This window comes from Stenotrophomonas rhizophila, assembly GCF_001704155.1.
In the GTDB taxonomy this organism is placed as follows: Bacteria; Pseudomonadota; Gammaproteobacteria; order Xanthomonadales; family Xanthomonadaceae; genus Stenotrophomonas; species Stenotrophomonas rhizophila_A.
In genome coordinates this window covers 3,883,297-3,905,567 of the sequence record NZ_CP016294.1, presented here as the reverse complement: position 1 = coordinate 3,905,567, position 22,271 = coordinate 3,883,297, and the positions used below count along the sequence as shown (strand labels likewise).

The window sequence follows — 22,271 nt, the reverse complement described above, 5'->3', positions numbered from 1 at the left end:
CCTGCCCTGCATGCGTCCGCAAGTACTGAAGCACCTGGTCGACGACGCACCACGCGTCATGGTGGTCGATGGTTCCAAGCTGGTCCGCAAGCTCATCGCCGACGTGTTGCAGCGCGAGCTGCCGGCGGTCGAGGTGGTGGGCTGCGCCAGCATTGAAGACGCGCGCATGGCGTTGGCGGCCGGTCCGGTCAACCTGGTCACCACCTCGCTGACGCTCAGTGATGGCGACGGCCTGGACCTGGCCCGGCTGGTACGCGAAACCGCCGGGCAGGCCTACGTGCCGGTGATCGTGGTTTCCGGTGATGCCCAGCAGCACCTTGAGCAGCGCCGTTTCACCGATTACGTCACCGATTATTTCGACAAGGCGCTGGGCCATGAAGCCCTGGCGACGTTCATCCGTGGCTATGTGCAGCCGGAAACCATTCCCGGCGCCACCATCCTGTACGTGGAAGACAGCCGCGTGGTCGCCGAAGCGACCAAGCGCATGCTCGAACGGCAGAGCCTGAACGTGCTGCACGTGATGACCGCCGAAGAGGCGTTCGCGCTGCTTACCGCCGAATCGCTGGGGCGCAGCAGCCACCGCATCGACCTGGTGCTCACCGACGTCACCCTGAAGGGCGAGCTGAGTGGGCTGGATGTGGTCGAGCGCGTGCGCGTGGACTTCGGCTACGGCAAGCGGCGCCTGCCGGTGCTGGTGATGACCGGCGACGGCAACCCGCTCAACCAGTCCGGGCTGCTGCAGGCCGGCGCCAATGACCTGGTGCAGAAGCCGATCGAAGAACGCCTGCTGGTCACCAAGGTGCTGTTTCAGCTGCGCCTGTCACGCCTCAACGACAAACCCCTGGTGCGATGAACGACGACGTACACCCGACCATCCAGCTTGAACCGAGCTGGAAGGCGCGTATTGGCGATTACCTGCTGCGCCCCGAGATGCGCGACCTGGCGGCCTTCCTGCGCCAGCGCAAGGCGGCCGGCGCGCACGTGTTCCCGCCAGGCCCACAGATCTTTGCCGCGTTCGACGCCACCCCGTTCGACCAGGTCAAGGTAGTCATCCTGGGCCAGGATCCGTACCACGGTGCGGGCCAGGCCCACGGCCTGAGCTTCTCGGTGATGCCCGGCGTGCCGGTGCCGCCGTCGCTGTTGAACATGTACAAGGAACTGGAAGCCGACCTCGGCCTGCCACGCCCGGACCATGGCTGCCTGCTGCCGTGGGCCCGCCGTGGCGTGCTGCTGCTCAACGCGGTGCTGACCGTCGAAGAGGGGCAGGCCGGCTCCCACCAGAAACGCGGCTGGGAAGGCTTCACCGACCACGTCGTGGACACCCTCAACCGCGAGCGCGAGGGCCTGGTGTTCCTGCTGTGGGGCAGCTACGCCCAGCAGAAGGGCAAGGTGATCGATACCGGCCGCCACCGCGTGCTCAAGGCACCGCATCCGTCGCCGTTGTCGGCGCATCGCGGTTTCCTGGGATGCCGACACTTCTCGTCGGCCAACCAGTACCTGGAGCGACGCGGCCTGGGCGGCATCGACTGGTCGTTGCCGCCGATGTCGGTGTAACGACCAACAGTCGTTACCTACCGTCGTTACCTACACACCCAGCATTTCGATGATGGATTGCGCCACCTGCCGCTTGCGCGGCGGCAGGCGCCGGAACAGCGACAGGATGTTGCCCTCCAGGTCGTTGCGCGCGTAATCGGCGGTGGGCGCCGCCGCGCTCAACTCGCCGCCATCGGCCTTGCCGCAGCCCCGCCCGGTGGCCAGCCACTCGAAACGCACCTGCGTCACCACTGCAATGCGGGCCAGGTGCTCCACGCTCGGATGCGTGCCCTCCTTTCTTTCCCATTGCGCTACCGCACTTCTTTTCACGCCAGTCTCATTCGCGAGTTGCGATTGCGACAGCCCTGCACTGGTCCGCGCCCCACGGATCCGGTCTGACATCGTGAGCATGGCAATCCCCTTCCCGTTCCTTGAGTGGTGGATGGTTATCGATACTAACGAGACAGCGATTCTTTCAACAGAATGTACAGAATCGCTGTCCGTCGTTGGCGCCGCAGGGTTACCCATCCGTAAAACCCGCAGCGACAGCCAAACTTCCCTCAGTAAATCTACTGGCCGGTTTGACGATTGTCGCCCGTCCACGTAGTTAATCCTCCATGCCGGCCAGAAAGTCCGCCGGCAGAATCTGAACGAGACAGGCCAGCATCCGGTCACACATGGTAGGTATTTTCCTACCCGTGATGGAGTGCTGCGGCCACGACCGGGGGATGGCCGATGGATAATGTTTCAGGTGTGAAAAGGGTGTTAGTGCGGTTCAGGATTGTCAGTATCTCCGCATTAATTGTGATGGGGCTCGCGTTATCCAGCATTTTCACTGTCGCAAATGCCCAGGATGCGTGCACGGCAAATGGCGCGTGTGTTTCTGCCGGTCCGCGACTTGCGCAGGTGGACAGCACCCAAAGTCCCGTCCTGAACCTGCTTTTCACGACGCTTTTGCCCGGAACGAATATCAATATCAGCGCAGTGGACTGGAACCACATCGCCGGTGCCGATGTGAATCTCAATGCCCTGCTGACCCGCCTCAACGGGGGTGTCGCGGTCAGCGACCCCAGCCAGGTGCTCAACGCCAACATCACCCTGGGCCAGCTGCAGGCCGCGCTGGTTTCGGTGCTCCAGGCTGACGGCAACACGCTGGCCGCCAACGCACTCAACCTGCTTACGCCATCGCTCAGCGGCCTGACCGGCAACATCCGCCTGGCCGACCTGCTGCAGGTGAGCCTGCCGCCCGGCTCGCTGGCCAACGTCAACCTGGACGTCCTGGACCTGATCACCGGTGGCGTGCAGCTGTACAACTTCCGCAACGTGGTGACCACGCCCACCCCGATCACCCTGACCACCGCGCAGCTCGCGCCGCTGGGGCTCGGCGGCCTGGCCAACGTCCGCGTCTGGGCGCAGGTGGTCGAACCGCCCACCTACAACTGCGGCCCGGTCGGTACCGGCTTCCACAGTGCCGCGATCCGACTGAAGTTCGACTTCGATATCGCCCAGGGCCTGACCATCGCGCCGCTGGTGAATGCACTCAATGGGCTGAACATTGCCGGGCTGGTGTCGCTGTCCGGCACCACCATCACCGCGTCGCTGCTGCACCTGTCGGTCTATGCCGACATCGCCCGCGCCGAAGGCACCATCAATGCCGTCAACCTGGCGAGCAGTGCGGTGACCCTGCAGGCCCGTCCGGGCCTGGTCAACCTGTACATCGGCACCATCAGCGATGCCGTGTTCTTCAACCGCACCGCAGTGCTGACCCCCGCCAGCGTCACCCCGATCAATGCGACCACGCTCAACGTAACCGTCGCGGTAAGCCTGCTTTCCGCGCTGAAGGTGGCCGACGTCGACGTGCCGCTGACGGTGTCGCTGCGGGCGGTTGCCACGGGGACGCCGTCGACGCAGTCGGTGGTGTTCACTGGACCCTACCCACAGACGCGCACGCTTTCGGCCGGCACCGTCAGTGCCACCGCACTGGTCACCAGCCTGGTCAACAGCCTGGACATCAGCATCACCAGTGGCACGCCGGTGGTGCGGTTGGTCAACAACCTCGTGCAGTTGCCGCTGCCCGTGAACAGCATCGTCAATGCGGTGGTGCAGACACTCCTGCCGGTCCTGCGGCCGGTCGTAAACACGGTGGTGGCGCCGGTGCTGAGCGCGGTGCTGGGCGGCGTGGTGGACAACCTGCTGGGCCTGCTCGGCATCCGCATCGGCCAGGCCGTGTTCACCGTGGAAAGCATTTCGCAGAGCTGCGCGGCTACCGTGCAGCTGGTCAAGACGCTGGCGCCGACCACCGACCCGGGGCTGTTCAACCTCAGTGTGGCGCAGGGCGCCACGGTACTGGCCAGCGTGGCCAATGTCGGCAACAACGGCGCCACCACCGCAGTGGTCACCACGCCCGGCGCGGTCTACACCCTGGCTGAAACCGCAGGCACCGCCACGGTGCTTGCGCGTTACGCCAGCACTTGGGAGTGCAAGGACCAGGCCGGCACCACGCTGACCAGCGGTACCGGGCAGAACTTCAATTTCACCTCGCCGGCATTGTCGGCGCAGCCGCTCAACGTGGTGTGCCGCATCACCAACCGCACGCGCCAGGCCGATCTGTCGATCACCAAGTCCGATGGCAGCGGTTCCTATACCCCCGGCGGAACCGCCAGCTACGTCATCACCGTCAGCAATGCCGGGCCCGATCCGGTCACGGCGGCGCAGGTGACCGACACCTTGCCGGCCGGCGCCACGCTGAGCGCGCCATGGAGCTGCATCGCGTCGGCGGGAAGCGTCTGCAGCGCCGCCAGTGGCGGTGCGGCGGGAACCAATGGGGTGAGCCTGGGTGTGGACCTGATCAACGGCGGGCAGGCAACGATCACCGTGCCGGTGATCTTCAGCGCCGACCCTGCCGCGTACTAGCCGTATCCACCCGGCGCGCCCGGTGGCGCGCCGACAGCAACGTCGCAACACGTGGTGCGCGGCCGAATGCCTGCGCGCTGCTTTCGAGGAATCCTGCATGTCGACCGCCAGCGCCCGACGCTTCCTTTCCCAGCTCGCTGAAAGCTGCCTGCGCGCCCGCGCGCTGCCGCTGGCCGGCATCCTGCTGATGACCCTGGCCGCGAGCGGTGCGCAGGCGCAGGCCTACCGCAACCCGCTGGTGAACACCGCCACGGTCGCCGCGCCGGCCGACATCTCCGATCCCACCCCGGGCAACAACACCAGCAGCGACAGCAACACGCTGGCCGCCAGCGCGCAGCTGAGCGTGTCCAAGACCATCACCACGCCCACGCCGGTCGCCGCCGGCGGCGCGGTGCAGTACCGCATCGAGCTGCGCAACCAGGGGCCGTCGCAGGCGGTGGGGGCCACGCTGGTCGACAGCGTGCCGGCGCAGCTGACCGCGGTGAGCTGGACCTGCGCGGTGGTCTCGCCCAGCACGCAGTGTGCGGCGGCATCGGGCACCGGCAGCGTCAACATCGGCGTCAACGTCGGCGTCGGTGAGGTCCTGGTGGTGCTGGTCAACGGCACCGCGCCGACCACCACGCCGGCCACCATCGCCGCCAACGTGGCTACGATCACCCCGCCGCTGGGCACCACCGACCCGACCCCGGGCGACAACACCGCCACCACCCCCAGCATTCCCGTGCAGGCCGCAGCGCTGATTGCCAACGACGACGACTTCCGTGCCGCGCCGTTGCCGCCGGGCGTCGGCGGCATCACCGCCAGCGTGTTGACCAACGACACCCTCAATGGCGTCCCGGTCGTGGCCGCCAACATGGTGCTGTCGCTGACCAGTGCGCCGTCGGGTTACAGCATTGCCGCCGATGGCACCGTCAACGTGCCGGCCACCGCCGCCGCCGGCCCGGTGACCTTGACCTACCAACTGTGCGAACAGGCATCGCCGGCCAACTGCGATACCGCCAACGTGCTGCTGGTGGTCGGGCCCAATGCCGTGGACGACAGCTACGCCGTGCAGGCTGGCGCGCAGCTGGTCGCCAACGTGCGCGACAACGACAACTACGTGGTCGACTCCACCTTCACCCAGACCGGCACCGCGCCCACCCAGGGCACCCTGCAGCTGCTCGGCGATGGCAGCTTCACCTACACCGCCAATGCAGGCGCGACCGGCACCGACACCTTCAGCTACCAGTTGTGCCTCCCCGCGCCCAATGGCGCCGCGTGCGATACCGCCACGGTCACGCTGAACATCAACGCCAGCGTCATCGACGCGGTGGCCGATGACTTCACCGCAACCCCGGTGCCGGCACAGAGCGGCGGCACGCTGGCCACCAGCGTGCTGGCCAACGACACCTTCGACGGCAATCCGGTCGTCGCGGCCAATCTGACCACTACGCTCATCACCGCTCCGGCCGGCTACGTGATGGACGCCGGCGGCTTCATCACCGTGCCTGCAGGCACCGCTGCCGGCGCGGTGACCCTGGCCTACCGCATCTGCCTCACCAGCGCGCCGACCCTCTGCGATACCGCCAACGTGCAGCTGGTGGTCGGGCCCGATGCGGTGGACGATGCCGTGACCACGCCCGGTGCAGGGCAACCGGCGCTGGGTAACGTGGGCACCAACGACATTGCCGCGCCCGGCGCAGCGTTCTCGCTGGTTACCCCGGCCACCCAGGGCACTGCCGTCATCGGCGGCGATGGCGCCTTCACCTACACCCCCAACGCGGGTGCTGCCGGCACCGACACCTTCAGCTACCAGGTCTGCCTGCCGGCACCCAATGGCACTGTCTGCGATACCGCGACCGTGACCGTCACTCTCGGCGCGAACGCGCTGCTGGCCAACGATGACACCTTCGCCACCGCCATCCCCGGCGCCGGCGGCACCACGCCCAGCGTGCTGGGCAATGACACCCTCAATGGCAGTGCGGTGGTGCCGGGGACAGTGACCGCGACCCTGCTCTCGACCACGCCCGGGTACACCCTGGACCCGACCTCCGGCACCATCGCCGTGGCCGCCAACATTCCGGCCGGCCTGGTCACGCTCAGCTACCGCCTGTGCGAAGTCGCCGTGCCGACCAACTGCGACGACGCCGACGTCCAGCTGCTGGTCTCGCCCACTGCGCTGGCCGACACCTTCAACGTGCAAGCCGGGCAGTCGGTGAACGGCTCGGTTGCGATCAACGACAACGCGCCGGCCGGTTCGCAGTATTTCGCCCTCACCGCGCCCACGCTGGGCAGCATCGACCTTGCCGGCAACGGTGCGCTCACCTACACCGCCAACCCTGGCACGACCGGTACCGACACCTTCGACTACCGCGTCTGCCTGCCGGCGCCGAACGGTGGCACCTGCGCGACGGCCACGGTGAGCGTGATCATCGCGGCCAATACGATCGACGCGGTCGACGATGTGTTCACCGCCCCGGTGATTTCGCCGGTCACCGGCGGAAGCACCGCGAGCGTGCTGGGCAACGACACCTTCAATGCCGCCCCGGTCACCGCCGCCCAGGTCACCCTGAGCCTGGTCAACGCGCCGCCACCGGGCTTCACCATCACCAGCGCCGGCGTCATCAACGTGCCCGCCGGCGCCGCCGCCGGTGCAGTCAGCCTCACCTACGAGCTGTGCGAAGCCGGCGCGGGCAGCAACTGCGATACCGCGCAGGTGGCCCTGCTGATCGCCCCCGCGGCTGCCGACGACACCTACACCACGCCGGCCGGTCAGCCGCTGGTCGGCGACGTCAGCATCAACGACAACGCACCGGCCGGCGCCAGCTACACCCTGGTCACGCCGCCCGCCGCAGGCAGCTTCACCCTGCAGCCCAACGGCAGCTTCACTTACACGCCGGCTGCCGCCGGCCCGCAGACCGTGCAGTACCAGGTCTGCCTGCCCGCCCCGGACGCCGCGACCTGCGACACCGGCACGGTGAACATCACCGTGGTCGCCAACACCCTCAACGCGCTCGACGACAACTTCCGCGCACCGGTGTTTGCGCCGGGTGTTGGTGGCAGCACGCCCAGCGTGCTGGGCAACGACACCTTCAATGGTGCCGCGGTCAATCCGCTGCAGGTCACCGTGAACCTGGTGGGCGCACCCGCCGGCTTCAGCATCGATGGCGCCGGTGTCATCACCGTGGCCGGGTTCGCACCGGCCGGCGCCACCACGCTCAGCTATGCCCTGTGCGAACTGGGCTCCACGACCAACTGCGACACGGCCGACGTACAGGTGCTGATCGCGCCGGATGCGGCCGACGACACCGCCAGTGTCACCGGCACCCAGCCGGGCAGCTTCAACCTGGCCGCCAATGACAATGCGCCGGCCGGTGCCACCTTCACGGTGACCCAGCTGCCGACCAAGGGCGTTGCCGTGCTCGCGGCCGATGGCACCCTGCAGTACACCGCCAACGCCGGGCAGAGCGGCGCCGACACGCTCATCTACCAGGTGTGCCTGCCGGCACCGGACGGCGCCACCTGCGATACCGCACAGGTCGCGATCACCATTGCCGCGGGTGCCCTGGTCGCGATCAACGACGACTACAGCGCCAGCCCGATCTCGCCCACCGGCGGCAGCACGCCCAGCGTGCTGCTCAACGACACCTTCAACGGCGTGGCCATCGTGCCGGGCACCACCCCGGTCACCGCCTCGCTCACCACGCTGGCCTCGGGCTACAGCATGGCCGCCAACGGCGTGATCTCCGTAGCGGCCGGCACGCTGCCCGGTTCCATCGCCCTGAACTACCAGGTCTGCGAAACCGCGCTGCCCAGCAACTGCGCCACGGCCACCGCCGTGGTGGTGATGAGCCCCGACGCGGTCAATGACGTGCTGCCGGCGGCCGCCGGCGCCACCACCGTGCTCAACGTGCTGGCCAACGACGTGGCGCCGCTCACGCCGGTGCTCAGCGTGACCACCGCCCCGGCCGGCGGCAACGTGGTCGTCAACGGCGACGGTACGCTCAGCTATACGCCCACCGGTGCGTTTGTCGGACCCGATACTTTCACCTACCAACTGTGCCTGCCGGCCCCGCATGGCAGCGTGTGCGATACCGCCACGGTGGCGCTCACGGTGACGGCGACCACGGTGACCGCGACAAACGACGACTTCACCGCGTCGCCGATCCCGCCGGCGGCGGGCGGCAGCACCGCCAGCGTGCTGCTCAACGACACGTTCAATGGCGCGCCGATCGTGCCGGGCACCACCCCGGTGACCGCCACGCTGATCAGTCCGGTTACCGGCTACACGATGGCCTCCAACGGCGTGGTCAGCGTGGCGCCAGGCACCACGCCTGCCGCGGTGACCCTGAGCTACCAGGTGTGCGAGACCGCCCTGCCGACCAACTGCGCAGCCGCCACCGCGCTCATTGCGGTCAGCCCGGACGCGACCGATGACACGCTGCCGGCTACCGCCGGCACCGCCAACGTGCTCAACGTGCTCGCCAACGACAGCGCACCGCTGAACCCGGTGGTCACCGTTGTCGGCGCGCCCGCGAACGGCACGGCCGTGGCCAACGGCGACGGCAGCATCACCTACACCCCGACCGGCGCCTACACCGGTGCTGACAGCTTCACCTACCAAGTGTGCCTCCCTGCGCCGGGCGCCGGGGTGTGTGACACCGCCACGGTGTCGCTGACCGTGAGCGCCACCACGCTCACCGCGACCAACGATGACTTCACGGCCACGCCCATCGCGCCGGCGACCGGTGGCAGCACCACCAGCGTGCTGCTGAACGACTCCTTCAATGGTGTCGCGATCATTCCCGGTACCACGGCGGTGACCGCCTCGCTGTCCTCCCCGGTCACCGGCTACAGCATGGCGGCCAATGGCGTGATCACCGTGGCCGCCGGCACCACGCCGGCGGCGGTAACGCTGAATTACCAGGTCTGCGAGAACGCGGTGCCGACCAACTGCGCCGGTGCCACGGCGGTGGTCGCGGTCAGCCCGGACGCGGTGGACGACGCGCTGCCGGCCACCGCCGGCGCCACCACCGTGCTCAACGTGCTGGCCAACGACACCGCCCCGCTGGCACCGACCGTGACCATCGCTGCCGCGCCGACCAACGGCACGGCGCTCGTCAACGGCGACGGCACCGTCAGCTACACGCCCACGGCCGGCTTCACCGGCGGGGACAGCTTCACCTACCAGGTCTGCCTGCCCGCGCCGGCAGCCGGTGTCTGCGACACCGCCACGGTCGCCGTGACCGTGGGGGTGACCTCGCTCACCGCTGCGGCCGATGACTTCACCGCCACGCCGATCGCCCCGGCTGCCGGTGGCAGCACAGCCAGCGTGCTGCTCAACGACACGTTCAATGGTGCACCCATCGTGCCGGGCACCACCCCGGTGACCGCCACCCTGCTGACCGTGGAAACCGGCTACAGCATGGCCGCCGACGGTGTGATCAGCGTGGCCCCGGGCACCACGCCTGCCGCGGTCACCCTGAACTACCAGGTCTGCGAGACCGCCGTCCCGACCAACTGCGCCGCGGCTGCCGCCGTGGTGGCGGTCAGCCCGGACGCGGTGGACGACACCCTGCCGGCCACGGCGGGTACCGCCACCGTGCTCAATGTCGGCGCCAATGACACCCTGCCGGCCAACCCGTCGATCACGATCGCGGTTGCGCCCGCCAACGGCGTCGCCGTGGTCAATGGCGACGGCACCATCACCTATACGCCCACGGCCGGCTTCACCGGCGCGGACACTTTCTCCTATCAGGTGTGCCTGCCTGCACCGGGGGCGTCCGTCTGCGATACCGCCTCGGTGGCGGTCACCGTCAGCCTGACCGGCCTTGCCGCGGTCAACGACGACTTCACCAACGCGCCCATCACGCCGGCGACCGGCGGCAGTACCGCCAGCGTGCTGCTCAACGACACCTTCAACGGTGCGCCGATCGTGCCGGGTACCACCCCGGTGACTGCCACCCTGCTCACCGTCGAGCCCGGTTACAGCATGGCCGGCAACGGTGTCGTCACCGTTGCGGCCGGCACCACGCCCGCCGCCGTGACGCTGAACTACCAGGTGTGCGAGAACGCGGTGCCGACCAACTGCGCCGGCGCCACCGTCGTGGTCGCGGTCAGCCCGGATGCGGTGGCCGATGCACTGCCGGCCACCGCCGGCACCACCACCGTGCTCAACGTCCTGGCCAACGATGCGGCGCCGCTGAACCCGGTGGTCACCCTTCCGGTCGCACCGACCAACGGCAGCGCCGTGGTCAATGGGGACGGCACCATCAGCTACACCCCGACCGCCGGCTACACCGGCCCGGACAGCTTCACCTACCAGCTGTGCCTGCCCGCACCGGGCGGCAGTGTCTGCGATACCGCCACGGTGACCCTCACCGTCAGCGCCACCACGGTCACCGCCGTGGCCGATGACTTCACCGCAGCACCGATCGCACCGGCGACCGGCGGCAGCACCGCCAGCGTGCTGCTGAATGACACCTTCAACGGCGCCCCGATCGTGCCTGGCACCACCCCGGTCGCGGCATCGCTGGTGACCCCGGTGACGGGGTACAGCATGGCCACCAACGGCGTGGTCAGCGTGGCCCCCGGCACCACGCCGGCGGCGGTGACGCTCAGCTACCAGGTGTGTGAAGTGGCCGTGCCGACCAACTGCGCGCAGTCCACCGCCGTGGTCGCGGTCAGCCCGGTCGTGGTTGATGACACGCTGACCGCAGCGGCGGGTACCACCACGGTGCTCAATGTCATCGCCAACGACACCCTGCCGGTCAATCCGACCATCACCGTGCCGGCCGGACCGGCCAACGGTACGGTCATCGTCAACGGCGACGGCACCATCAGCTACACGCCCAACACCGGCTACACCGGCCCGGACAGCTTCACCTACCAGGCCTGCCTGCCCGCCCCGGGTGCCGGCGTGTGCGACACCGCGACGGTCTCGATCACCGTCGCCGTCACCACGGTCACCGCCGTTGCCGATGACTTCAGCAGCACCCCGATAGCACCGGCTGCCGGTGGCAGCACGCCCAGCGTGCTGCTCAACGACACCTTCAACGGCGCCCCGATCGTTCCGGGGACCACGCCGGTGACTGCCTCGCTGGTCGGCGCGGTGCCGGGCTACAGCATGGCCGCCAACGGTGTCGTCACTGTTGCGGCCGGCACCACGCCCGCTGCAGTAACGCTGAACTACCAGGTCTGCGAGACCGCCGTGCCGACCAACTGCGCGCAGTCCACCGCGCTGGTGGCGGTCAGCCCGGCCGCTGCGGACGACACGCTGTCTGCCGCGGCAGGCACCACCACGGTGCTTGCGGTGACCGCCAACGACACGCTGCCGCTCAACCCGACGATCACCATTCCGGTCGCGCCGGCCAACGGCACCGCCGTGGTCAATCCCGATGGCAGCATCAGCTACACGCCAACCGCAGGCTTCACCGGCGCGGACAGCTTCACCTACCAGGTGTGCCTGCCCGCACCGAATGGCAGCGTGTGCGATACCGCGTCGGTGAGCCTGACGGTGACGGCCAGCGCCCTGGTCGCGCAGGCCGATGACTTCAGCAGCGCGCCGGTTGCGCCGACCGGTGGCACCACCGCCAGCGTGCTGCTCAACGACACCTTCAACGGCGCCCCGATCGTTCCGGGGACCACGCCGGTGACCGCCTCGCTGGTCGGCACGGTGCCGGGTTACAGCATGGCCGCCAACGGCGTGGTGACCGTGGCACCGGGCACGCTGCCGGCAGCGACCACGCTCACCTACCAGGTGTGCGAGAACGCACAGCCGGGCAACTGCGCCCAGGCCACCGCGCTGGTCGCGGTGCGCCCGGATGCGGCCGACGACGCGCTGCCCGCCGGGACCGGTACCACCGTACTGGCCGTGGCCGCCAACGACACCTTGCCGGTCGGCGCGGTGTTCACCGTGCCGGTGCCGCCGTCCAACGGCACCGCCGTGGTCAACGGCGACAACACCATCAGCTACACCCCCAACGCAGGCTTCACCGGTACCGACACCTTCACCTACCAGGCGTGCCTGCCCGCGCCCAACCTCAACGTGTGCGACACCGCCACGGTCAGCGTGACTGTCACGGCCGCGCTGCTGGACGCTGTGGACGACACCGCCAGCAACGTGCCGGCAACCGGTGCGCTCGGCCTGCTCAATGTGTTCGCCAACGACACCTTCAACGGCGCCGCGCTCGACCCGGCCACGGTGGTGCTGACCCCGAACAACACCACCGCGCTGACCATCCAGCCCAACGGCAGCCTGGACGTGGCGGCCGGTACCCCGGGTGTCACCTACACCACCACCTACCGCCTCTGCCTGGTGGCACAGCCGACGGTGTGCGACATCGGCACGGTGTCGGTCACCCTGGCCACCACGCCGGGCCTGCTCGACGCGGTGGACGACACAGTGACCAATGTGCCGGCCGCCGGCGCCAACGGTGTGGCCAACGTGTTGACCAACGACACCTACAACAGTGCCGCGCTGGACCCGGCCACCGTGGTGCTGACCCCGGTCAACACCGCCGCCATCACCATCCAGCCCAACGGCAGTGTCAACGTCGCGGCGGGCACGCCCGGCACCACCTACACCACCACCTACCAGATCTGCCTGGTGGCCCAGCCGGCGGTGTGCGATATCGGCACGGTGTCGGTGACGCTGGCCAGCGCGGGCGTACTGGTGGCCAATGACGACAGCGTGCCCGGCGTGCCCCCGGGCGGCGCCACCGGCGTGACCAACGTGCTGACCAACGACACGTTGAACGGCACGCCCGTGGACCCGACCACGGTGGTGCTGACCCCGACCAACACCCCGGCGCTGACCATCCAGCCCGACGGCAGCGTCGACGTCACTGCCGGTACGCCCGGGACGACCTACACCACCACCTACCAGATCTGCCTGGTGGCGCAGCCCACGGTATGCGCGGTGGGTACGGTGTCGGTGACCCTGGCGGCAGCGCCGAACAGCGTCCCGGTGGCCAACAACGACCAGGCCAGCACGCCGCAGGACACGGCCGTCGATGTGCCGGTGCTGGCCAACGACCTGGCCAATGGCGCGCCGGTCGACCCGGGCACGGTGGCGGTGACCATCACCACCGCGCCGACCATGGGCACGGCGGTGGTGCTGCCTGACGGCAGCGTGCGCTACACACCGATGACCCACTTCAGCGGTGCCGACAGCTTCACCTACAGCCTCTGCAACCAGGCCTCGCCGGCGGTCTGCAGCAGTGCCACGGTCAACGTGCAGACCCAGGTCAACGACGTGGACGTGGTGGACGAGAACATCACCGTGCTCAGTGGGACCACCACCACCGTACCGCTGCTGGACAACCTCACCACCAGCGGTGCGCGCATCAACCCGGCGTCGATGCGACTGGGCAGGGCGGCTGGCAACGGGCGCGCAACCTGCGGCAACGGCGAATGCATCTACACCGCCTTCGTCGGCTACAGCGGCCTGGACAACTTCAGCTACAACATCTGCGATGCCTCGATGCCGACCCCGGTGTGCGTGGAAGGCTGGGTCAACGTGGTGGTCACCGCCGATGCGGTGGTGCTGCGCCTGACCAAGCAGGCCACCCAGCGCAGCGTGAAGGTGGGTGACGTGGTGCGCTACGTGGTCACCGTGGAGAACATGGGCGACTTCGACGCGCTGGGCGTCACCCTGTTCGACACCCTGCCCAGCGGCTTCACCTTCATCCCGGGCGGGTTCGAAGCGCAGGACATCGACAACGCCGCACGTGCCAGCGGCGTGGCACCGCTGCGCATCGACGGCCTGGACATCCGCGCCGGTGGTTCGGCCACGCTGGTGTACTACCTGCGGGTGGGGGCGGGCGTGGGGCTGGGTGTGCATACCAACCGCATCACCGCCAATGACGTGCTGGGCACCACCATCAGCAACGTGGCCTCGGCCGACGTGGAGGTGATCGGCGACCCACTGCTGGACGAAAGCCTGGTCATCGGCAGCGTGTTCAATGATCGCAATGGCAACGGCGTGCAGGACGCAGGCGAACGTGGCATCCCCGGTGTCCGCGTGGCATCGGTGGAAGGCCTGGTGATCGAAACCGATGCGTACGGCCGCTACCACCTGGTCGGCATCAACGGTGGCCAGGCGCGCGGACGCAACTTCATCCTCAAGGTCGATCCGACCACGTTGCCAGCCGACGCGCGCTTCACGACCCGCAATCCGCTGCTGCGCCGGATCACCCCGGGGTTGCCGGTGCGCTTCGACTTCGGCGTGGCATTGCCGGAAGGCAGGTTCAACGCCGGGCCACCGCAATCGGTGCTGGAGGTCGGGGAAGGGCTGTTCGTTCCCGGCCAGGCCACGCTGGGCGCCGCTGCCGAGACGGTGCTGGCGCATGCAGCACGCACGCTGGAGACGCAGGGTGGGGGGCAGGTGAGCGTAGCCGCCGGGCAGGCCACGCCCGCACTGGCCGGGCAGCGCGCCGAGGTGCTGCGCAAGGCCCTGCTGCCACGGCTGCCTGCCGAGGTTGCCGCCCGTGTGCAGGTCCAGGTGCAGCCCGCTGCGCCGGCCCGCCCCGCCGACCGTGCGGACCGCTGAGGAGATGACCATGAACCGCAAGACCTCACTCAGCCCCCTGATGCTCCTGTTGGCGTTGTGGTCGCCGATGACCCACGCACAGGCGCCGCAACCGCTGCCCGAAGTGCCCACTACCCTGTGCGGGGTGGACGGCTGCCGGCAGGGCAATGACCTGCTGCTGCAGGTGCGTCCGGCCGCGGATGCTCCCGTCGGTCCCGCAGAACCCGGTGCGGTGGTGCCGGCACCCAATGGTGCGTCGGCTACCGAGCTCCCCGATGGCGCCGTGGTCTGGGCCACCGAAGATCCGGCGCTGTCGGCGCCGGTGCTCAATGTGCAGACCGGCTCCATGGCCCCGTTCGAGAACGGCCGGCTGACCAAGCCGCTGCGCTTCCACGGCTACAACAACTACGCCTCGTTCATCGAGCGCCTGGAGGTAGTGATCTACCGTGGCAGCGACATCGACCTGGTCACGCCGCTGGCGCGCATCGAGATGCCGGTGGACTACGTCGGCAATACCGAATGGGATGGGCAGCTGCCGGAAAACCTCAACCTGCGCGTTGGCGACGACCTGCAGTACATCGCCCGGGCCTACGGCCGGGATGGTTCCTTCGATGAAACCAACGCGCAGCGCTTCCAGCTGGTACTGCCCACCGACTACGAACGCGGCACCCAGCTGGTGCGGGACAACGTGCAGCGCACCCTGGGTCGCGTGCTGGATGGCGACGATGCGCAGGCCCAGCAGCTGAGCAATGCCATCTACGGGCAGAACGCGCTGCGCCAGCAGAACATCCCCATCTACGGCTCGCGGGTGCGGATCTACGGGCGTGGGTTGAGCCCCAATGCACGGGTGATGATCAACGGGCAGAGCTTCCCGGTGGACCTGGAGCAGAAGTTCGCCGCCGAGTTCCTGGAGCCGATCGGCGAGCACCGGTACACCGTGCAGGTGGAGGCCATGGACGCGCCGACGCTGACCCGCACGCTCGACGTGGAAGTGACCGGCAGCTACCGCTTCCTGGTGGCGCTGGCCGATGTAACGCTGTCGCGCAATACCGCCAGCGGCAACCTGGATCCACTCGCCGCCGACCGCGACCAGGACGACAGCTTCCTCAGCGAAGGCCGGTTGGCGTTCTACCTGAAGAGCAAGCTGCGCGGGAAGTACCTGGTCACCGCGCAGGCCGACACCTACGACCGCGAGCTGAAGCGGCTGTTCGACGGCTTCCTGGATGCCGACGCCCGCGACGTGTTCCGCCGCCTGGATCCGGACCAGTACTACCCGGTATACGGTGACGACTCCACCACGTATCGCGACATCGACACCCAGGGCAAGCTGTACGTGCGCGTGGACTGGGACCAGAACCAGGCGCTGTGGGGCAACTTCGCCACTGGCTTCACCGGCACCGAGTACGGCCAGTATGTGCGTTCGCTGTACGGCGCGGCGGTGAGCTGGCGCTCGCGCGCAACCACCCCGCTGGGCGACCCGCGTTCGCTGCTCAAGGCCTTCGGTTCCGAGGCGCAGTCCGCGCTCGGCCACACCGAGTTCCTCGGCACCGGCGGCAGCCTCTACTACCTGCGCCACACCGACCTGCTGCCCGGCTCGGAGCAGGTGGTGATGGAAGTGCGCGATCGCACCACCGGGCGCACCGAGACACGCACCACCCTGCAGCGCGGTCGGGATTACGAGATCAACGAGATCCAGGGCCGCCTGTTCCTGACCCGCGCGCTGTCGCAGATCACGCGCGAGAACGTACGCACGCTGACCCGCGATACGCCGCTGGATGGCTATGACCAGCTGCTGCTGGTGGACTACGAGTACATCCCGCTGGGCTTCAGCACCGACGACGTGAGCGCCGGCCTGCGCGGCAAGCAGTGGTTCGGCGACCACGTGGCGGTGGGCGGCACCTACGTCGACGAGAACCGCAGTGGCGACGACTACAGCCTGATGGGCGCCGACCTGACCCTGCAGGCCGGGCGTGGCACCTACCTCAAGCTGGAGCAGACCCGTACCGAAGCCACCGCAGCGCCGATCTTCTACTCCGACAACGGCGGCCTGAGCTTCATCCAGCGCAACCCGGTCAGCGGCGACCGCAAGGGCGATGCCCGCGCGGTGGAAGCGCGCGCCAACCTGCGCGAGCTGGGCTGGACCAAGCAGGATTGGAGCATGGGCGCCTGGTGGCGCGACGTGGACGCCGGCTTCTCGGTCTCGCGCATGGACAGTGGGCTGGCGCTGGAGGAATACGGTGCCGAATTCCTGGGCTACTTCACCGACAACTTGAGTCTGTATGGCCGGCACAGCCGCGCCGAGCGCGGTGAGGTGGCGGTGGAGCAGTCGCAGCTGACCATGGACTGGCGGCTGGGCAACGACGGCCAGCTCGGGGCCGAGCTGCGCCGCGTGCGCGAAGAGAACGCCGGCACCGACGTGGACGGCACCCTGGCGGCACTGAGTTACCGGCAGCGCTTCGGTGCCAAGTGGGAGCTGTACGGGGTAGGGCAGCTGACCGTGGATGACGACAGCGGCGCCTACGAGAAGAACGACCTGGCCACGCTGGGCGCGCGCTACCTGTTCGGCGACCGCTCCAGTCTGGGGGCGGAAGTGAGCAGCGGCAGCCGCGGCGATGGCGCCAAGCTCGAGGGCGAGTACTGGATGACCCCCGAGCACAGCTTCTATGGCAACTACAGCTACAGCACCGACCGCACCACCACCGACCCGCTCTACGACACCGGGCTGCAGTCGGGCTGGACGCTCGGCCAGCGCTGGCGCCTGAGCAACCAGGTCAACGTGTTCAACGAAAGCCAGTACCTGAAGGACCGTCGCGACGACAGCGCCGGGCTGGTGCATACCTTCGGCATGGACTTCTACCCCGCGCAGGGCTGGACGCTGGGCTTCAGCGTGATGGACGGCGAACTGGACGCGACGACCGGGCGCGTCGATCGCCGCGCCTACAGCGTCAGCGGTGGCCGCACCGATGCCGATACGCAGTGGACGAGCAAGCTCGAATACCGCCGCGACGAAGGCGCTGAGGATCGTCGGCAGTGGGTGACCACCAACCGGCTGCTGTACAAGGTCAACGAGGACTGGCGCATCGCGCTGCGCGCCAACTACGCCGACACCGATGACAAGCGCAACCCGCTGGCCGATGCCAAGCTGGTGGAGTCCAACCTGGGCTTTGCCTGGCGTCCGCACGACAACACGCGCTGGGCGGCCTTCGGCAAGTACACGTATCTCTACGACGTGGCGTCGCTGGGCCAGGAAGGTGGCAACGTGTACGACCAGAAATCGCAGATCGTCTCGTTCGAAGGGGTGATGCAGCTCAGTGACCGGTGGGAGCTGGCCGGGAAGCTGGCCGGGCGCTGGGGCGATTACCGTACCGGGCGCGGCGAGGGTGCGTGGCTGGACAGCCGGGTCAACTTCTCCGCGTTGCAGCTGCGCTACCGGTTGTTCGCGCAGTGGGAGGCGATGGGCGAATACCGCTGGCTGGACGTGCGCGAGGGCGGCGACAGGAAAGGCTGGCTGGTGGGCGTGGACCGCCAGGTGGGGCAGAACTTCAAGATTGGTGCGGGATACAACTTCACCGAGTTCAGTGATGACCTGACCGAGTTGCGGTATGAAGCGAAGGGGTTCTTCCTGAATCTGTCCGGGTATTACTAGGCTTCGGCATTGTCTGGCCTGCCACCGTTCATCTCATTCGGGCGCTTCGGCTGAATGCCTGGCAACGTTTTCATCCTGAATGGGCCAATCTTTGTGGGATTGTCCTGCCCAAAACGACGTGGTGGTTACGTTTTGGTTCGTATCGTATTGATTTATATTGGAATTGCGCGAAACGGCGGCCACTCGCAACTGTCACCATTTCGCGGTACGTTAGGGGCCTGATCTGCGTCAGCGTTTCACCTGCGGAACGCTGGAACTTTTTGAACTGTCAGCAGTCCAAATACAGGACTGATAAGATGACCCCTATGAGCCAGAACATGTCTACTGCCCTTGTGGCAAACAATCTTCCGATTCCCAGTGCGCTCGGTTCGCTGGACGCCTACATCGGCGCCGTGCACCAGATCCCGGTGTTGACGGTCGATGACGAGCAGGACCTGGCCCGCCGCTTCCGCGACGAGCAGGACCTGGACGCCGCGCGCGAGCTGGTCCATTCCCACCTGCGCTTCGTGGTGCACGTAGCCCGTGGCTATAACGGCTACGGCTTGCAGCTGGGCGACCTGATCCAGGAAGGCAACATCGGCCTGATGAAGGCGGTGAAGCGCTTCGACCCGGACATGGGCGTCCGCCTGGTGTCCTTCGCGGTGCACTGGATCCGTGCCGAGATGCACGAGTTCATCCTGAAGAACTGGCGCATCGTCAAGGTCGCCACGACCAAGGCGCAGCGCAAGCTGTTCTTCAACCTGCGCAAGTCCAAGACCCGCCTGGGCTGGTTGAACGCGGCGGAAGTCACCGCTGTCGCCAAGGACCTCAACGTGTCCGAACGCGAAGTGCTGGAAATGGAATCGCGCCTCTCGGGTCGCGATATCGGTTTCGATGCGCCCAGCGATGACGACAACGAACATGCGCCGCCGTCGCCGGCTGCGTTCCTGGTCGCCAACGACGAAGACCCGTCGATGGCGTACGAGCGTGCCGACAGCGAAGACAACCAGCTGCAGCTGCTGCGCGAAGGCTTGGCCGAACTCGACGCCCGCTCGCGCGACATCATCCGTCGCCGCTGGCTGGATGCCGACAGCAAGGTCACCCTGCAGGAGCTGGCCGATGAGTACGGCGTGTCCGCCGAACGCATCCGCCAAGTCGAGGCGAACGCGCTGAAGAAGATGAAGGCGCTGTTCACCGCGTAACGCGGCATCCAACGCAGTAGACAGAAAACCCGGCCTCGCCGGGTTTTTTGTTTTTGCCGGCAGCATGTCGACCAGCCGCCATGCCGATGGATTCTGGAAAGCGCGACGCCACCCATGGCAATTACGCTTCCTGCCCCCACGGCAAATGCGATATCGCGATGATTGGATCCACCGTACCCGGCGCAGGTGCTTCCGCTGCGCCTATTCCTCGAGAACAACTTCCGCAGAATGCGGCGCCGGCCTCGCCACCGATGGATGCCATAGCACTCTGCGGCCACGCGAGCTACGGCTCGATGGTAATCAATTGCCGCGGGCGCGAGGGCAGGACCCAGCTGCATGAAGCGGCTGAAGCGGGAGACACCGCCCGCGTCATGGAGCTGTTGCAGCGTGGTGCGGACGTATTCATGAGGGACGAGAACGGTGCTACTGCCCGCTGGTTGGCAGACGAGAACCAGCGGTCGGACGTGGTTGCCGCCATCGATGACTGGAAGTGCAGGCTGATGCGCCAGTTCATCGACGTCGCCGGCCTAGGCGACGCGGCGGCTGTACAGCACTTCTCCGACAACACCAGCATTTCCTACAGCGAGCGCGTGCAGGTGCTGACGGCCGCCGCCCAAGGCGGGGGCGTAGCGGCGGTGGAGCGCCTGCTTGAAACGTTTGCCTTCGCCGAGCAGGACCTCGACAGCCTCGTCCAAGCTGGCGTTGGCGGCAACAGCGTTGAGCAACTGCTGCTCGGGAAGATGCTCTTTGCCCGCGTCAATCACTGGACACCACGCCAGCTGCACGCGTTTCTAGAGAGGTACCCGCACCTGGACGTGAATCGAACATGGAGCGGCAGTTCAGCCCTGCACCACGTTGTCAGGTACGGGGAGTTCCCCGAGGACCTTGGCAAGGTGCGTGTATTGCTTGATGCTGGAGCAGTCCCAAGTGTGGTGGATGGCGACGGTTTCACGGCCGATGCACTGGCAAGCGTGAAGGGAATGAACGAAGTGGTGGCAGTACTCCTCAAGCAGGATCGCACCTCCAGCGCATCCGTCGGCTGAAGGCGCGTTCCACCACCTGATCCGTCAACGCACGCATCAAACAGAAAACCCGGCATCGCCGGGTTTTTTGTTACGCCAAAGGCGTGCCCACCAACGGTGGGCACCTACCGAGGGTAGAGCCGACTGTTAGTCGGCTGCTCTTACGCCTTCTCGCGCGCGATCGCCCGCCAGCCAATATCATTGCGGTGGAACTCATGTTCCCACGTCACCTTCGCCACGCCCGCATACGCATTGGCCTGCGCATCGCCCACGCTGTCGCCCAGCGCGGCCACGCACAACACGCGGCCGCCAGCGCTGAGCACCTGGCCCTGCGCGTCCAGCGTGGTGCCGGCGTGGAACACCTTGGCCGTAGACGGCACCTGGTCCAGCCCGCGGATCACATCACCGGTGATCGGCGTTTCCGGATACGGCGCCGACGCCATCACCACGCCCAGCGACGGACGCGGGTCCCACCGCGCTTCCACTTCATGCAGGCGTGCATCGATCGCCGCCTCCACCAGTTCCACCAGGTCCGACTGCAGGCGAAGCATTACCGGCTGGGTTTCCGGGTCGCCGAAGCGCACGTTGAATTCAATCACCTTCGGCGCGCCGCTGGCATCGATCATCAGCCCGGCATAGAGGAAGCCGGTGAACGGGATGCCATCGGCGATCATGCCCTGCACGGTGGGATTGACCACTTCACGCATCACCCGTGCATGCACTTCATCGGTGACCACCGGTGCGGGCGAGTACGCGCCCATGCCGCCGGTGTTCGGACCGGTATCGCCATCGCCCACGCGCTTGTGGTCCTGCGAGGTGGCCATCGGCAGCGCTGTGGTGCCATCGACCATCGAGATGAAGCTGGCTTCCTCGCCATCGAGGAACTCCTCGATCACCACGCGCGCGCCGGCATCGCCGAACGCATTGCCCGACAGCATGTCGCGCACCGCGTCTTCGGCTTCCTGCAGGGTCATCGCCACGATCACGCCCTTGCCCGCCGCCAAGCCATCGGCCTTGACCACGATCGGTGCGCCCTTCTCGCGGACGTAGGCCAGCGCAGCATCCACCTCGGTATGCACGGCATAGAACGCGGTGGGAATGTTGTGGCGGGCCAGGAAGTCCTTGGCGTAGGCCTTGCTGCCTTCCAGCTGCGCCGCTTTCGCTGTCGGCCCGAAGATGCGATGGCCCGCAGCGCGGAAGCGGTCGACCACGCCGGCCACCAGCGGCACTTCCGGGCCGACCACGGTCAGCTCGACACCTTCCGCCTGCACAAGTGCCAGCAGCCCGTCCAGGTCCGTGACTTTCACCGGGACATTGCGGCAGCCGGCCTCGGTGGCGGTGCCCGCATTGCCCGGTGCAACCAGCACCTCGGTGACACGGGATGACTGGGCCAGCTTCCAGGCCAGGGCATGTTCACGGCCGCCGGAGCCGATGACGAGGATTTTCATTGAGGCATTCCTGGGGTA

The 22,271-nt window shown here is 67.6% G+C and carries 9 protein-coding genes; 7 read left to right on the top strand and 2 right to left on the bottom strand.

All coding sequences use genetic code 11. The features are described from left to right. The first annotated feature begins 10 nt into the window (after positions 1-10). Both BAY15_RS17385 and ung read left to right on the top strand, forming a co-directional pair. A complete protein-coding gene (locus BAY15_RS17385; RefSeq protein ID WP_068854238.1) occupies positions 11-853 on the top strand; it encodes a response regulator in 843 nt (280 codons plus the stop codon). After that, positions 850-1,554 (top strand): uracil-DNA glycosylase, encoded by a 705-nt coding sequence (gene ung, locus BAY15_RS17380; protein WP_068854237.1) that lies wholly within the window; start codon positions 850-852, stop codon positions 1,552-1,554. Before BAY15_RS17385 ends, ung begins: the two co-directional genes overlap by 4 nt. A 30-nt stretch (positions 1,555-1,584) precedes the next feature. Here the strand turns inward: ung and BAY15_RS17375 are convergent, their stop codons facing one another. After that, on the bottom strand, positions 1,585-1,935 hold the full coding sequence (locus BAY15_RS17375; protein WP_237334372.1) for a helix-turn-helix domain-containing protein: 351 nt from the start codon (positions 1,933-1,935) through the stop codon (positions 1,585-1,587). 582 nt (positions 1,936-2,517) lie between these two features. Here BAY15_RS17375 and BAY15_RS17370 point away from each other — a divergent pair. From BAY15_RS17370 to BAY15_RS17350, 5 genes are all read left to right on the top strand, one after another. Beyond that, positions 2,518-4,446, top strand: a complete 1,929-nt coding sequence (locus BAY15_RS17370; RefSeq protein ID WP_068854235.1) for a DUF11 domain-containing protein — start codon at positions 2,518-2,520, stop codon at positions 4,444-4,446. 97 nt (positions 4,447-4,543) lie between these two features. Further along, positions 4,544-14,977 carry an Ig-like domain-containing protein gene (locus BAY15_RS17365; protein WP_068854234.1) on the top strand — a complete coding sequence of 3,478 codons (10,434 nt, stop codon included), beginning with the start codon at positions 4,544-4,546 and terminating at the stop codon, positions 14,975-14,977. 10 nt (positions 14,978-14,987) lie between these two features. Further along, entirely contained in the window at positions 14,988-18,602 is a 3,615-nt protein-coding gene (locus tag BAY15_RS17360; protein WP_208856114.1) for a hypothetical protein, read from the top strand. Between the two features lie 305 nt (positions 18,603-18,907). Then, positions 18,908-19,783 (top strand): RNA polymerase sigma factor RpoH, encoded by an 876-nt coding sequence (gene rpoH / locus BAY15_RS17355; RefSeq protein WP_068854233.1) that lies wholly within the window; start codon positions 18,908-18,910, stop codon positions 19,781-19,783. A gap of 80 nt (positions 19,784-19,863) precedes the next feature. Further along, positions 19,864-20,826: a hypothetical protein gene (locus tag BAY15_RS17350; protein ID WP_157771776.1), complete on the top strand. Its 963-nt coding sequence runs from the start codon at positions 19,864-19,866 to the stop codon at positions 20,824-20,826. Between the two features lie 140 nt (positions 20,827-20,966). Here BAY15_RS17350 and purD read toward each other — a convergent pair whose 3' ends face one another. Beyond that, entirely contained in the window at positions 20,967-22,253 is a 1,287-nt protein-coding gene (purD, locus tag BAY15_RS17345; RefSeq protein WP_068854231.1) for a phosphoribosylamine--glycine ligase, read from the bottom strand. Between the last annotated feature and the right edge of the window lie 18 nt (positions 22,254-22,271).